This window comes from Donghicola mangrovi (genome assembly GCF_013377535.1).
GTDB classification, from domain to species: Bacteria; Pseudomonadota; Alphaproteobacteria; order Rhodobacterales; family Rhodobacteraceae; genus Donghicola; species Donghicola mangrovi.
Map to the genome: position 1 here is coordinate 132,462 of NZ_JABCJE010000002.1, position 12,952 is coordinate 145,413.

Below are 12,952 nucleotides of genomic sequence, written 5' to 3' on the forward strand. Positions count from 1 at the left end.
GTCGGTTAGACCACCTCGAAACCCCGCATCGCCCCAAGCAGTGCGGGGATTTTCTCTTTGAACCGGAAGAAGCCGTTGGTGGCATGGGGCCACGCGCGGCTGTCATAGGGTTTTCGCAGGCGGATCAAGGGGATGCCGTTGGCCTTTAGCGCATGGTCGATGGCTGCCAGATCATCGGCCACGGGGCCGACCGGGGCATAAAGCGTGGCCACCTGCCGCGCCCCCAGAGCTGCGGCCCACTCCGCGACGTCCTCGGGCGTTAGCCGCGAAACAGGCCCCAGTTTGTCAGCCCAGCGGGTCACGGTGTCCTGCACGGCGCCATCCACGAAGGTCTGCACATGCGGCGACATCTCCAGCGGGCTGCGATGGCCGATGTCCCCCAGAACGGCGGTTCCCAGCGGTTCAGGCACTGCGCGGGTCAGATCGCCCAAAGCCAGATCGTCGGAATGGACCAGCAGCGCGGTCGGTCCATCCGCCAAGGGCGCAAAATCGGGCAGGGCGATCGGGGCGGGGTTGTCGGGCCCCTCGGGGATGTGGGCGCTGTCTGCCAATCCGGTCACGCCGGAAAACCGCCCCTCGGTGTAGGTCTCGATGTTGGAGGCGGTCGCCACATAGGCCTTGCCCCGCGTTTGCAGCCCCGCCACCCAGCGCCACGACAAGGTGTTCGACGCAGGGTCCCCGTCCAGCAGATGCCGCATGAAAAAGTCCGCCCCCAGCGTCCAAGGCAGCCCCAGCGTGAACACCCAGATCGAGGCGAACCACATCCTCGCGTGATTGTGAAGGTAGCCGGTCTGTGCCAGCTCCTTGGCCCAGTGATCAAAGGGCGCGATGCCCGTTTGCCCCGCGCAGGCGTCCTGCCAGACACGGCGCAAACCGGATTCGGTTTTCAGCCGGTCCAGCTGCCATCCCAACTCGGCGCGATAGGCCTGCCAGACGGCGGGGCGCATCTCGAGCCAGCCCTTCCAATAGGTGCGCCAGAAAACTTCCTGAATGAACTTGTCAGCGGCTTTGGGGCTGTGACGGGCCAGTACAGCCTCCAGAACCTCGGTTTCGGTGATCAGACGGTGCCGGATATAGGGCGACAGGCACGACACATTTTCCCCGTGACGCCCCGCCCCGAGGTCAAAATTGCGCCGCGCGCCATAGGCTTGACCGGCCAGTGGTACAAAATCACGCAGGTGGACCAGACCTGCTGCGCGGGTGGGTAAAAAATGTTGATCGGGTAGGGGCATGGAATACCGCAGTTTTGTCCTGTTTGGTGCCTTCCAAAGCGTAGGTCGAAAAGGCTTTTGATCAACAACTGTGCATTTGAGACGTTTAAAAAAGGGCACACCTCTTGCAGGGGGTATTGTGCAGGACTAAGACTCAGTTAGTTATTTTGAATTCTAATGTCCGAACGACAGCAGGCAGAGGCAAAGAATGCGCGATCCTATCGATACTTACATGAACACCCTTGTGCCCATGGTGGTAGAGCAGACCAGCCGCGGCGAACGCGCATACGACATCTACTCGCGCCTTCTGAAGGAACGGATCATTTTCCTGTCGGGCCCCGTGCACGACGGTATGTCCAGCCTGATCGTGGCACAGCTGCTGCACCTCGAGGCCGAGAACCCCTCGAAAGAGATCAGCATGTACATCAACAGCCCCGGCGGTGTCGTGACCTCGGGCCTGTCGATCTATGACACCATGCAGTACATCAAACCCAAGGTCTCGACCCTGGTGATCGGTCAGGCCGCGTCCATGGGCTCGCTGCTGCTGACCGCCGGTGAAAAGGGCATGCGCTTCTCGCTGCCCAACAGCCGCGTCATGGTGCACCAGCCCTCTGGTGGCTATCAGGGTCAGGCGACGGACATCATGATCCACGCCCGCGAGACCGAGAAACTGAAGCGCCGCCTGAACGAGATCTACGTCAAGCACACCGGCAACGACTACGAAACCGTCGAAGCCGCGCTGGAGCGTGACAACTTCATGTCTGCAGAAGATGCAAAGGCATGGGGCCTGATCGACGAAATCGTCGAGAACCGTACAAAGCCTGACGAGAAGGCATAACGGTACTGGTTTGTGCCACGGAATACCGCACCGTGGCACATTTGACATTGTGGCGGTGGGCATGCTGGCCTAGCATCGCTCAAGACCAAGGGGTTTTCCGGGCACCGGCCCGCGATTACCAACAATGCCGAGAAGGTGAGATATGTCGAACAATAGCAACGGCGACAGCAAAAATACCCTCTACTGTTCTTTCTGCGGAAAGAGCCAGCACGAGGTGCGCAAGCTGATCGCCGGCCCGACCGTGTTCATCTGTGATGAATGCGTCGAGCTGTGCATGGACATCATCCGCGAAGAAACCAAGGGTAGCGGGCTCAAGTCGCACGACGGCGTACCCACTCCCAAAGAAATTTGCGAAGTACTGGATGACTATGTGATCGGCCAGGCGCGTGCAAAACGCGTTCTGTCGGTGGCGGTACACAACCACTACAAGCGTCTGAACCATTCGCAGGGCTCTTCGGATATCGAACTGTCGAAGTCGAACATCCTGCTGCTTGGCCCGACCGGCTGCGGTAAGACCCTGCTGGCCCAGACGCTTGCGCGCATCCTTGATGTTCCGTTCACCATGGCGGATGCCACAACCCTGACCGAAGCCGGTTACGTGGGCGAGGATGTGGAAAACATCATCCTCAAGCTCTTGCAGGCGTCGGAATACAACGTCGAGCGTGCTCAGCGCGGCATCGTCTATATCGACGAGGTCGACAAGATCACCCGCAAGTCCGAGAACCCCTCGATCACCCGCGACGTATCGGGCGAGGGCGTTCAGCAGGCTCTGCTGAAGCTGATGGAAGGCACCGTGGCCAGCGTCCCCCCGCAGGGTGGCCGCAAGCACCCGCAGCAGGAATTCCTGCAGGTGGACACCACGAACATCCTGTTCATCTGTGGCGGCGCGTTCGCGGGCATCGACAAGATCATCGCACAGCGCGGCAAGGGCAGCGCGATGGGCTTTGGTGCCGACGTGCGTGACGAGACCCAGAAGGGTGTCGGCGAGCTGCTCAAGGAACTGGAGCCCGAGGATCTGCTGAAGTTCGGTCTGATCCCCGAATTCGTTGGTCGTCTGCCCGTGATCGCCACGCTCGAGGATCTGGACGAGGACGCTCTGGTAACCATCCTGACCAAGCCCAAGAACGCTTTGGTCAAGCAGTACCAGCGCCTGTTCGAACTGGAAGACACCAAGCTGACCTTCACCGAGGACGCTCTGCTGGCCATTGCGCGCCGCGCCATTGCCCGCAAGACCGGTGCTCGTGGTCTGCGTTCGATCATGGAAGACATCCTGCTGGATACCATGTTCGATCTGCCCGGTATGGCCGAAGTCGAAGAGGTCGTGGTGAACGAAGAGGCTGTGAATGCCTCCGAGGCGAAGCCGCTGATGATCTATTCGGAAACCGCCAAAAAGGGCGGGGCCAGCGCCGGTTGATCCGGTGATCTGACACACATTCCAGTGCCTGCCCTTGACGGGGCAGGCATTTTTCTTGTCCGGCCCAAGGGGGCCAGAAATTTCCAGAAGGTTAAGGCACATGAAGCGCATCAAATCAGGCGGTGTGTTTGAAGAGAAAATCGGCTACTGCCGTGCGGTTGTCGCGGGCGGTTTCGTCCACGTGGCAGGCACCGTCGGTCAGGGCGACACGGTTCAGGAACAGTGCAAATCGGCGCTCGAAGTGATCGGCGCGGCACTGGAAAAGGCAGGCAGCAGCTTTGCCGACGTGGTGCGCGTGAACTACTACATGCCCGACCGCGCGGAATTCGAACCCTGCTGGCCGATCCTTGCGGAAACCTTCGGGGAAAACCCGCCCGCAGCGACCATGGTGGAATGCCGCCTGATCGACGACAAATACCGCATCGAAATCGAAGTTACCGCGCTGGCTCACAGCTAAGGGACTGGACCTTTCGAGGCCAATCGGCCATACGGAAGGTAACTAGATCGGAGGCACCTATGGGTATCCTGAACACGCTGCTGAAGGCCGTGACCTGGTGGAACGGCGCCACTCTGAACACCTTGCTCTGGACCAGCCGTCATGGCCAGAAGGTCGGCGAGGACGAGCAGGGCAACGTCTTTTACCAGACCGAAGGCGGCAAGCGCCGCTGGGTGATTTTCAACGGCGAAGCCGAGGCAAGCCGCGTCAGCCCCGATTGGCACGGCTGGCTGCACTACACCTTTGACGAGCCGCCGACCGACCGTCCGCTGGTTCACAAGTCTTGGGAAAAGCCCCATCAGGAAAACCTGACCGGTACTGCAATGGCCTATGCGCCCGCAGGGTCCATCCGTCGCCCCGATCCGGCTCCGCGCCAGGATTACGAGGCATGGCAGCCTGAATAATCATGGCTGAGAACCGTACCGAAGTACTGGTTGGCGGCGCCGTCATGGCGCTGGCCATTGGTTTCGTGGTTTACGCGGGTCAGGTGGCGGGTCTGTCGGTTGGACAGTCCGCGACCTATCCGCTGACCGCAAGCTTCCGCTCGGCCGAGGGGATTTCCCTCGGGACCGATGTGCGCTTGGCCGGGGTCAAGATCGGCACTGTCACTGACATGCAGCTGAACCCCCAGACCTTCCGCGCCGAGACCACCATTCAGGTGAAAAACGGCATCGATCTGCCTGATGACAGCGCGATCACCGTGGCATCCGAAGGTCTGCTTGGCGGCAACTACATGGAGATCGTGCCCGGCGCGTCCCCCGATAACTTCGCCGCTGGCGATGACATCGAGGATACCCAGAGCGCGATCAGCCTTGTGTCGCTGATGATGAAGTTCGTCTCCGGGGGCAAAGAGTGACGCGTTTCGCTGCTCTGGCCCTGGTGGCGATGTCGCTGCCCGCGGTTGCCCAACAGGCAACCACGCGCGGCACTGGCGCCTATTTGCGCGGTCTGGACAAGATCACCGGCGCAGTCACCGATATCGAGGTGAACAACGGTGAATACGCCACTTTGGGGCGGGTCACGATTGCGCTTGGCGAATGCCGTTATCCCCCCAATGACCCCTCGGGCGAGGCGTATGCCTTTCTTTCTGTCGCGGAAAACGACGGAGCGGCGGTGTTTCAGGGCTGGATGGTGGCGTCTTCCCCGGCGCTGAACCCGATGGACCACCCGCGCTATGACGTCTGGGTGTTGCGCTGCAAAACCGCCAGCGGGTCTGATTCCAAATCTGCCGAATAAATATCCGCCACGTCGGTTAACGCCGCGGCCAGCAGTTTGCGATACTTGGCGCGGGGGATTTCAACCGCGCCCAAGCTGGCCAGATGTTTGGTCAGGAACTGCGTGTCGAACAGGGTAAAGCCCGTACGCCGCAAGTGATCCACCAGCCACGCCAGCGCCAGTTTCGACGCATCGGTGCGGTGGGAAAACATGCTCTCTCCGAAATAGGCGGTGCCAAGGGCCACGCCATAGACGCCGCCGATCAGCTCGCCCTCGGCCGACCAGATTTCCAGCGAATGGGCGCAGCCCATATGGTGAAGGCGGCAATACAGGTCCAGAATTTCGGCGTTGATCCACGTTTCGGGCCGGTCCGCACAGGCGCGCATGACCCCCTCGAAATCGCCGTTCAGGGACACGCCGTAACCGCCCTGACGGATGCTCCGCGCCAAGCTGCGCGAGATGTGGAACCCGTCCAAGGGAATGATGCCCCGCAGCTTGGGGTCCACCCAGAACAGGTCGGGATCGTCCCGCCCTTCGGACATGGGGAACACGCCCGCGGCGTAAGCATTCAAAAGGAGTTCCGGAGTGATCGTCATAAGCGATGATCCTAATCCGCCCGCCGGAATGCGCAAGGGCAGGCGCGATGGCCTGCCCTTGGGAATGTGCTCTACTGGTCTGAAAGATCAGCCGAAATTCGCTTTCAGCCACTTCTCTAGCCAATGGATATCGTAGTTGCCGTCGTGGATGTCCTTTTCCGCCAGCAGAGCATGGAACAGGGGCACGGTGGTGTCCACGCCGTCCACGATCAGCTCGCCAAGGGCGCGGTTCAGACGGGCCAGCGCCTCGGGACGGTCACGGCCGTGCACGATCAGCTTGCCGATGAGGCTGTCGTAATAGGGCGGGATCGAATAGCCCTGATACAGCGCGCTGTCCATCCGCACACCCAGACCGCCCGGAGCGTGATACTGGGTGATCTTGCCGGGGCAGGGTGCAAAGTTCGGCAGACGCTCGGCGTTGATGCGCACCTCGATCGAGTGACCGTTGATCACCAGATCGTCCTGAGTGAACGACAGGGGCATACCGGCTGCCACACGGATCTGTTCGCGGACAAGGTCCACGCCAAAGATCGACTCGGTGACGGGGTGCTCCACCTGCAGGCGGGTGTTCATCTCGATGAAGTAGAATTCGCCGTTTTCGTACAGGAACTCGATGGTGCCGGCACCGCGGTAACCCATTTTCGCGATCGCGTCGGCGCAGATTTTGCCGATACGCGCACGCTCTTCGGGGGTGATGCAGGGGCCGGGAGCCTCTTCGAAGACCTTCTGGTGACGGCGCTGGAGCGAACAGTCACGCTCGCCCAAGTGTACACCGCCGCCCTGACCGTCGCCGAACACCTGAATTTCGATGTGGCGCGGTTTCTGGAGGTACTTCTCGATATAGACTTCGTCATTGCCGAATGCGGCTTTGGCCTCGGAACGGGCAGTACGGAAAGCGATCTCGATTTCCTGCTCGTTCAGGGCGACCTTCATGCCGCGGCCACCGCCACCGGCGGTTGCCTTGATGATGACGGGATAGCCCATCTCGGCGGCGCATTTCTTGGCGTCTTCCACGGTGGGAACGCCGCCAGCGGAACCGGGCACCACAGGAATCCCCAGCTTTTCAGCGGTTTCCTTGGCGGTGATCTTGTCGCCCATCTGGCTGATATGCTCGGCCGAGGGGCCGATAAAGGTGATGCCGTGATCCTCGACGATCTGCACGAAGTTCTGGTTTTCCGACAGGAAACCATAGCCGGGATGGATCGCTTGGGCGCCGGTCACTTCGCATGCGGCGATGATCGCGGGGAAGGACAGGTAGCTGTCCGCGCTCGAGTTCGGGCCGATGCACACAGCCTCGTCGGCCATGCGCACGTGCATCGCGTTGGCGTCGGCGGTTGAATGGACCGCGACCGAAGCGATACCCATCTCGCGGCAGGCGCGGATGACGCGCAGCGCGATTTCGCCCCGGTTAGCGATCAGGATTTTATCGAACATCTGGTGCCTCACTCGATGATAACGAGCGGTGCGCCGTATTCCACAGCCGAGCCGTCCTCGACGAGGATGCGCTTGACGGTGCCCGATTTGGGGGCGGGGATGTGGTTCATGGTTTTCATCGCTTCGATGATGAGGATGGTGTCACCCTCTTTTACCTGTGCGCCCACGGTGATGAACGACGCAGCGCCGGGTTCGGGCTGCAGATAAACGGTACCCACCATCGGCGAGGTTACGGCGCCGGGGTGGTCTGCGGGGTTGTCGCTGGCGGCAGGCGCTGCGGCGGGGGCAGCGGCAGCTGCGGGCGCTGCGGCAACGGGGGCAGCGGCGTATTGGACGGGCGCAGGGGCGACGACGGGGGCCGCGCGCGACACGCGCACATCAAGGCTGTCGTCCTCGCCATATTCGCGCTTGACCTGAAGCTCGGTCAGATCGTTTTCGCGCAGCAGTTCTGCCAGGGCCTGGATAAAGGCGACATCTGCGTCATGGGAATGTTTGCTCATACCGTCCTCGATGATAGCTATTCTCTGCCCTTATGAGAGATAGGCAGAGTTCTCGAATTTGCAGGGCTTATACGCGGTCAATTATCGCGTGAAAAGCGTTGGATCACCGTTTGGGCCCTTGAAACGCTCGGTTTCACCTCACGGATGAGTGAATTATCTATAAAATGAATTGCGATGATAGATAAATTCGCGGGCGCGTTACCTAGGGTAATTTTCGTACTTGCGCGCCGCGATCAGACCTTGAGCATCCGGGTGAACAGGGTGGTCAGATAGCTGTCTGCTTCGGCGAAAATCTGGTCCTGATCCTCTTCGAGGATGGCGCGAACCTGTACGTCAAAGTCAGCATAATGCTGGGTCAGCGACCAGATCGAGAAGATCAGGTGATAGGGATCAATCTCGGCGATGCGCCCTTCGGCGGACCACTTGCGGATGATCACGACCTTGCTGTCCACCAGTTCCTTCAGTTCGCCGGTGATGGCGTGCATCATGCGGGGCGCGCCCTGCAGGATTTCGTTAGCGAACAGGCGGCTTTCGCGCGGGTAGTCGCGGCTCATTTCCAGCTTGCGCTTCATGTAAGACAGGATTTCGTCGATCGGGTCGCCGTTTTCATCCATCTCGCGCAGGGGGTCCAGCCAGTTGTCCAGCAGACCTTCCAGCACCTCGGTGTGGATCGCTTCCTTGGAGGGGAAGTAATACAGCAGGTTCGGTTTGGACAGGCCCGCCTCTTTGGCGATCTGGTCCAGCGTGCTGCCGCGGAACCCGAATTGCGAGAACACGACCAGAGCGGCCTCGAGGATCGCTTCGGTGTTTTTCTGCTGAATGCGGGTTTTGGGTTTGCGCTGGGTCATTTGGGGTAACTACGGTGCGCAGGAACCCCTTGTAAAGCACAGAAATGCCCGCAAAACGGGGTAAAAACGGCTGAATATTAGGCGCGGGCGCAAAAACCTGCCGATTGGCCGAAGGTTCTTGCGCGGATCAGGCCCTTAGGCGCGTTTCAGACGCGCCTCGCGGCCCCCGCGCCGCTGTTTGTGCTGCGCCTCGCGAGAGGGCAGTTCGCCCATCACCTTGCGGCGCAGGTCCGGCGTCATGCGGGACCACGCGGTGATCTCGTCGATGGTGCGCAGGCAGCCGGTGCACAGGCGTGTTTCCGGGTGGATCACGCAGATCTTGATGCAGGGGCTTTCGATTTCGTCACGCTTCCAGATGTCGTCGGTCAATCGGTTCTTCCCAGATGGGCAAGGCGGTCCAGTGCGCCCTGAAGGATATAGCTGGCCGCCACGTGGTCGATAACCTCGGCACGGCGGCGGCGGGATGTGTCGGCCTCGAGCAGGGCGCGTTCGGCGGCAACGGTCGACAGACGTTCGTCCCAAAAGGTCATGGGGATGTCGGTCAGCTTCGACAGGTTGCGCGCAAAGGCGCGGGTCTTTTGGCAGCGGGGGCCTTCGGAGCCGTCCATGTTGCGGGGCAGGCCCAGAACAATGCCAGAGATATTGCGTTTGGCCAGAATGGCCAGCAGAGCCTCGGCATCCAGACCGAATTTCTTGCGGCGGATGGTTTCGAGGGGGCTGGCCACGCCGCGGAACGTGTCCGAGACCGCGACGCCAATGGTTTTGTCGCCGAAATCCAGACCGGCCAGAGCGGTCATCGGGGGAACGGCTGCGGCAAACTCCGCGATGTCTTCGTAGATCACTGGGCCACTCCGGTGTTCGCGGCCGCTGCGCGGATGGTTTCCAGCTCGGCAGGGCGGTCGGCAAAGCGGGCCTGCGCCTCGGTCCAGATGGCCTGCGCCTGTTCCTTTTCGCCCAAGACGCCATAGGCGTTGATCAGGCGGGCCCATTCCTCGGCACTGCCGCCTTCGGTGGCCAGACGCTCGGACAGGTTGGCGACCATGCCGCGGATCATGTTCTGGCGGTCTTCCTCGCTCATTTGGGCGGCGTTGGCCATGTCTGCCGCGTTGGGGCCGCGCAGCATGGGCGCGCCACCTTCGGGGGGCAGCTGGTATTCGACGCCTGCACGCATCGCGACCTCTTCGATCTGGGCACGGATCGGTGCAATCCACGGGGCATCTGCGGGGCCCTTGCGCAGAAGGCTGTTCCAGATGTTGAACGCTTTGTCGGGGCGGTCGTTCTGGGTCAGCATCAGACCCCAATAGTACAGGGCAGTGGCGTTGGTGTTATCGCGCGTTAGCGCCGCTTTCAGAGCGTTTTCCGCCTCGGGCGAGACATAGCCACCGGCGGCCAGAATCAGCACATCCGCATAGTCGGCGTAATCGGTCGAGGTCGCCTCATCGCCCTTGATTTGCAGGATGCGGGCCTGAGCCTCGTGGGCCTGAACATAGTTGCCAAGGGCCGCCTCGTTGCGCACCAGCAGTTCCTGACCCTGCAGGTCATCGGGGCGCTGCGCCACGGCGGCGCGCAGCTTTTCCACCAACTCGACGTATTTGGGATCGATCTGGTCGGCGGGGATGGGGGGCATTTCGGCCTCGGCTTCGGTCTGCGCGGGACGGTCGGCGCGGCGCTCTTCGGCCATGCGGATGCGGTCCTTGAGCGCCAGATCGCCATAGCCAAACGCGCCATAGTGGCTGTACATCCACCAGCCGCCACCCAGCATCAGCGCGCCAACGATCGCGGCCAAGGCATAGGTCGCAGAACGGGGCTGACCCTTGCCGGATTGCTCTTCGGCAAGCTTGGCATCAGCGGTCAAAATGCGACGTCCGATTTCCGCCTTCAGGCGGTCCACTTCTTCGGGGGCGATGACACCGCGGGCGGCGTCACGCTCGACCTCTTTCATCTGGTCGCGATAGACCTTCAGATCATAGGCAGCGGCGGGTTCGGCGCCGGATTTGCCGCGAACAAGCGCCAATATAAGAAGAAGCGCAACCAAAGCGGCCAGGCCAAAGGTAATGATCCAGAATGTCATGTCATCTCCACAGTTGGTGGCTATTTAGGCAGTTATCAGTCTTGGAAAAAGTCAAAATCGCGCCATAACCACCCTATGTCGCATAGGGTCCGGTCTGCATGTCGCATCTAGTATGTATTGTGACGCAGCTAGAAGCGGTCCAAAACCGCTGTAGGTCCACTACGGGACATGAACGATCACACCTACGGATTCGAGGCTGATGAAACGCTATTCCGTCTTTGCTGTCGCCCGCGAGGGCGCTCGCCATCACACCGGCTGGGAACGCGCCTGGCGCTCGCCGGAGCCCAAGAAAAGCTATGACGTCATTATTGTTGGCGCTGGCGGTCACGGACTGGCAACGGCCTATTACCTCGGGAAAAATTTCGGGATCACCAATGTTGCGGTGATCGAAAAAGGATGGCTGGGGGGCGGCAACACCGGCCGTAACACCACCATCATCCGCTCGAACTATCTTCAGGATTCTTCGGCGGCGATCTACGAGAAGGCCCGCGACCTGTATGAAACCCTGTCGCAGGATTTGAACTACAACGTGATGTTCAGCCCCCGCGGCCTGATCATGCTGGCCCAGACCCATCACGAGGTTCGCGGCTATCAGCGGACCGCCCACGCGAACGCGCTGCAGGGCGTCAAGACCGAGTTCATCAGCCGTGAAAAGGTGAAAGAACTGGTTCCGATCATCAACATCGACGGCCCGCGTTACCCTGTTCTGGGTGGCCTGTGGCAGCGCCGCGGCGGTACCGCGCGCCACGATGCGGTGGCATGGGGCTATGCCCGTGCGTGCTCTGACATGGGCATGGACATCATCCAGAAATGCGAAGTGACCGGCGTGCGCCGCATCGCTGGCCGCGTTGTGGGCGTCGAGACCACCAAAGGCTCGATCGACTGTAACAAGCTGGGGATCGTGGTCGCTGGCCATTCGGGCGTGCTGGCCGAACAGGCGGGCTTCCGTCTGCCGATTGAATCGGCGGCGCTGCAGGCTCTGGTGTCCGAACCGATCAAACCTTGCATGGACGTGGTGGTCATGGCCAACACCGTTCACGGCTACATGTCTCAGTCGGACAAGGGCGAGATGGTCATCGGTGGCGGCACCGACAGCTTCAACAACTACACCCAGCGCGGCTCCTTCCATCATATCGAGGAAACCGTTCGCGCCCTCGTGGAAACCTTCCCGATGGTCAGCCGTCTGAAGATGCTGCGCCAGTGGGGCGGGATCGTCGACATGACCGGCGACCGTTCGCCCATCATCTCGAAAACCCCGCTGGAAAACTGCTTCATCAACTGCGGTTGGGGCACCGGCGGCTTCAAGGCGATCCCCGGCTCCGGTTGGGCGATGGCGGAACTGATGGCCAAGGGCTATTCGCCGCTGGCCGCCGAGTTCAGCGTCGACCGCTTCAAAGAGGGCCGCTTTATCGACGAATCCGTGGCAGCAGGTGTGGCGCACTAAAATGCGGAACTTTACCGGCATATCCCGCGTTGACTGTGTAACTCAGACTTGCACAGGAGCAAACGCATGGCTACCCAAGACAGCAACACCTCGAACGGTTCGAACAGCACCCTCTCGTTCATTGTCGGCGCGCTCGTCGTTGCTGTCATTGTCCTTGGGTTCGCACTGTATAACGGTATGGACTTCGGCCGCGATGATGGCATCAACATCAGCATCGAAGGCGCAGGCCCCGCTGCCGAACAAACCGGCGAAGCGATCGAAGACGCTGCAAACGCTGTCAACGACGCCGCAAAAGACGCAACCGGCCAATAACAACGACTTGCCTTTCGGCCGGTCGTTCCAAGATCGAATGGCCGAAGCATCCCGTCGCCGCACCCCGCTTTCCGACTTACCTCAGGGGGGCGGCGACTCTTATTCCCGAACAATTCGCACCACCGCCCCGCAGCACGCATTCCGTGCCCTGCGGTCTTTGTCGTGCGCAATCACCACCTCTTTCCGTGCAAAAGGATTGGCCTCATGCTGACACTCCAGTGCCCCTATTGCGGCGTCATGGCCGAGGAAACCGAACTCTCCGCTGGCGGCGAGGCCCATCTGAAACGTTTCGGACCGGGCTCGACTGACGCGGATTTCGAAACCTACATGTTCATGCGCGAAAACCCCAAGGGTGTGCATTTCGAACGCTGGCGCCACGCGAACGGCTGCGGCAAGTGGTTCCACGCCGCCCGCTGCACCGTCACGCTCGAGGTCTTTGGCACCTATCCTGCCCAAACCTCGGTGCCGCCTGCGGACCTTCTGGACAAAATCCGCGCAGCGCGCCCCGGTTTTAAGTGGAGAGAGTTCGAATGACCTTTCTGCTTTGCGTAAATACTCAAATCCCCCCGTTCT

17 protein-coding genes are annotated in these 12,952 nt (G+C 60.9%); 9 read left to right on the top strand and 8 right to left on the bottom strand.

The genetic code is table 11. From position 1 onward, the window contains the following. Positions 1 to 5: 5 nt before the first annotated feature. A complete protein-coding gene (locus HJ536_RS05165) occupies positions 6 to 1,232 on the bottom strand; it encodes an FAD-binding domain-containing protein (RefSeq protein ID WP_177156926.1) in 1,227 nt (408 codons plus the stop codon). Between the two features lie 187 nt (positions 1,233 to 1,419). Between HJ536_RS05165 and HJ536_RS05170 the strand changes: the two genes are divergently transcribed. The 6 genes from HJ536_RS05170 (at position 1,420) to HJ536_RS05195 (ending at position 5,195) form a co-directional block, all read left to right on the top strand. Beyond that, positions 1,420 to 2,049: an ATP-dependent Clp protease proteolytic subunit gene (locus HJ536_RS05170; protein WP_176854102.1), complete on the top strand. Its 630-nt coding sequence runs from the start codon at positions 1,420 to 1,422 to the stop codon at positions 2,047 to 2,049. A 142-nt stretch (positions 2,050 to 2,191) separates the two neighbouring features. Beyond that, positions 2,192 to 3,463 carry an ATP-dependent Clp protease ATP-binding subunit ClpX gene (gene clpX, locus HJ536_RS05175; RefSeq protein WP_176854103.1) on the top strand — a complete coding sequence of 424 codons (1,272 nt, stop codon included), beginning with the start codon at positions 2,192 to 2,194 and terminating at the stop codon, positions 3,461 to 3,463. Positions 3,464 to 3,563: 100 nt separating this feature from the next. After that, positions 3,564 to 3,920, top strand: a complete 357-nt coding sequence (locus HJ536_RS05180; RefSeq protein WP_176854104.1) for a RidA family protein — start codon at positions 3,564 to 3,566, stop codon at positions 3,918 to 3,920. A 59-nt stretch (positions 3,921 to 3,979) separates the two neighbouring features. After that, entirely contained in the window at positions 3,980 to 4,363 is a 384-nt protein-coding gene (locus HJ536_RS05185; protein WP_176854105.1) for an NADH:ubiquinone oxidoreductase subunit NDUFA12, read from the top strand. A gap of 2 nt (positions 4,364 to 4,365) precedes the next feature. Next, the gene (gene mlaD, locus HJ536_RS05190; protein ID WP_177156927.1) at positions 4,366 to 4,815 is read left to right on the top strand and encodes an outer membrane lipid asymmetry maintenance protein MlaD; all 450 of its coding nucleotides are present in this window, start codon (positions 4,366 to 4,368) and stop codon (positions 4,813 to 4,815) included. Continuing rightward, positions 4,812 to 5,195 carry a DUF2155 domain-containing protein gene (locus HJ536_RS05195; RefSeq protein ID WP_338082408.1) on the top strand — a complete coding sequence of 128 codons (384 nt, stop codon included), beginning with the start codon at positions 4,812 to 4,814 and terminating at the stop codon, positions 5,193 to 5,195. The genes mlaD and HJ536_RS05195 overlap by 4 nt, the downstream gene beginning before the upstream one ends. Here the strand turns inward: HJ536_RS05195 and aat are convergent. The 7 genes from aat to ccmI form a co-directional block, all read right to left on the bottom strand. Continuing rightward, positions 5,132 to 5,770: a leucyl/phenylalanyl-tRNA--protein transferase gene (aat, locus tag HJ536_RS05200; RefSeq protein WP_177156928.1), complete on the bottom strand. Its 639-nt coding sequence runs from the start codon at positions 5,768 to 5,770 to the stop codon at positions 5,132 to 5,134. The two genes, HJ536_RS05195 and aat, sit on opposite strands and share 64 nt — an antisense overlap. Before the next feature lie 87 nt (positions 5,771 to 5,857). Further along, on the bottom strand, positions 5,858 to 7,204 hold the full coding sequence (gene accC, locus HJ536_RS05205; RefSeq protein WP_176854108.1) for an acetyl-CoA carboxylase biotin carboxylase subunit: 1,347 nt from the start codon (positions 7,202 to 7,204) through the stop codon (positions 5,858 to 5,860). Between the two features lie 8 nt (positions 7,205 to 7,212). After that, positions 7,213 to 7,704 carry an acetyl-CoA carboxylase biotin carboxyl carrier protein gene (gene accB / locus HJ536_RS05210; protein ID WP_177156929.1) on the bottom strand — a complete coding sequence of 164 codons (492 nt, stop codon included), beginning with the start codon at positions 7,702 to 7,704 and terminating at the stop codon, positions 7,213 to 7,215. 233 nt (positions 7,705 to 7,937) lie between these two features. Beyond that, positions 7,938 to 8,552 (bottom strand): TetR family transcriptional regulator C-terminal domain-containing protein, encoded by a 615-nt coding sequence (locus tag HJ536_RS05215; RefSeq protein WP_176854110.1) that lies wholly within the window; start codon positions 8,550 to 8,552, stop codon positions 7,938 to 7,940. A 135-nt stretch (positions 8,553 to 8,687) separates the two neighbouring features. Then, on the bottom strand, positions 8,688 to 8,921 hold the full coding sequence (locus tag HJ536_RS05220; protein ID WP_176854111.1) for a DUF1289 domain-containing protein: 234 nt from the start codon (positions 8,919 to 8,921) through the stop codon (positions 8,688 to 8,690). After that, entirely contained in the window at positions 8,918 to 9,394 is a 477-nt protein-coding gene (gene ruvX, locus HJ536_RS05225; RefSeq protein WP_177156930.1) for a Holliday junction resolvase RuvX, read from the bottom strand. Before ruvX ends, HJ536_RS05220 begins: the two co-directional genes overlap by 4 nt. Then, on the bottom strand, positions 9,391 to 10,623 hold the full coding sequence (ccmI, locus tag HJ536_RS05230; protein ID WP_176854113.1) for a c-type cytochrome biogenesis protein CcmI: 1,233 nt from the start codon (positions 10,621 to 10,623) through the stop codon (positions 9,391 to 9,393). The genes ruvX and ccmI overlap by 4 nt, the downstream gene beginning before the upstream one ends. Positions 10,624 to 10,822: 199 nt before the next feature. On the opposite strand from ccmI, the gene HJ536_RS05235 reads away from it, so the two are divergent. The 3 genes from HJ536_RS05235 (at position 10,823) to HJ536_RS05245 (ending at position 12,913) form a co-directional block, all read left to right on the top strand. Beyond that, a complete protein-coding gene (locus HJ536_RS05235; protein ID WP_177156931.1) occupies positions 10,823 to 12,067 on the top strand; it encodes a sarcosine oxidase subunit beta family protein in 1,245 nt (414 codons plus the stop codon). Between the two features lie 66 nt (positions 12,068 to 12,133). Beyond that, the gene (locus HJ536_RS05240) at positions 12,134 to 12,379 is read left to right on the top strand and encodes a hypothetical protein (RefSeq protein ID WP_177156932.1); all 246 of its coding nucleotides are present in this window, start codon (positions 12,134 to 12,136) and stop codon (positions 12,377 to 12,379) included. Between the two features lie 204 nt (positions 12,380 to 12,583). Next, the gene (locus HJ536_RS05245; protein ID WP_177156933.1) at positions 12,584 to 12,913 is read left to right on the top strand and encodes a sarcosine oxidase subunit delta; all 330 of its coding nucleotides are present in this window, start codon (positions 12,584 to 12,586) and stop codon (positions 12,911 to 12,913) included. Positions 12,914 to 12,952 lie beyond the last annotated feature (39 nt).

Bases quoted from the DNA above. Each gene is read 5' to 3' on its own strand.
- HJ536_RS05165 (WP_177156926.1), bottom strand. From the start codon at position 1,232: ATGCCCCTACCCGATCAACATTTTTTACCCACCCGCGCAGCAGGTCTG.
- HJ536_RS05170 (WP_176854102.1), top strand. From the start codon at position 1,420: ATGCGCGATCCTATCGATACTTACATGAACACCCTTGTGCCCATGGTG.
- clpX (WP_176854103.1), top strand. From the start codon at position 2,192: ATGTCGAACAATAGCAACGGCGACAGCAAAAATACCCTCTACTGTTCT.
- HJ536_RS05180 (WP_176854104.1), top strand. From the start codon at position 3,564: ATGAAGCGCATCAAATCAGGCGGTGTGTTTGAAGAGAAAATCGGCTAC.
- HJ536_RS05185 (WP_176854105.1), top strand. From the start codon at position 3,980: ATGGGTATCCTGAACACGCTGCTGAAGGCCGTGACCTGGTGGAACGGC.
- mlaD (WP_177156927.1), top strand. From the start codon at position 4,366: ATGGCTGAGAACCGTACCGAAGTACTGGTTGGCGGCGCCGTCATGGCG.
- aat (WP_177156928.1), bottom strand. From the start codon at position 5,770: ATGACGATCACTCCGGAACTCCTTTTGAATGCTTACGCCGCGGGCGTG.
- accC (WP_176854108.1), bottom strand. From the start codon at position 7,204: ATGTTCGATAAAATCCTGATCGCTAACCGGGGCGAAATCGCGCTGCGC.
- accB (WP_177156929.1), bottom strand. From the start codon at position 7,704: ATGAGCAAACATTCCCATGACGCAGATGTCGCCTTTATCCAGGCCCTG.
- HJ536_RS05215 (WP_176854110.1), bottom strand. From the start codon at position 8,552: ATGACCCAGCGCAAACCCAAAACCCGCATTCAGCAGAAAAACACCGAA.
- ccmI (WP_176854113.1), bottom strand. From the start codon at position 10,623: ATGACATTCTGGATCATTACCTTTGGCCTGGCCGCTTTGGTTGCGCTT.
- HJ536_RS05235 (WP_177156931.1), top strand. From the start codon at position 10,823: ATGAAACGCTATTCCGTCTTTGCTGTCGCCCGCGAGGGCGCTCGCCAT.
- HJ536_RS05240 (WP_177156932.1), top strand. From the start codon at position 12,134: ATGGCTACCCAAGACAGCAACACCTCGAACGGTTCGAACAGCACCCTC.
- HJ536_RS05245 (WP_177156933.1), top strand. From the start codon at position 12,584: ATGCTGACACTCCAGTGCCCCTATTGCGGCGTCATGGCCGAGGAAACC.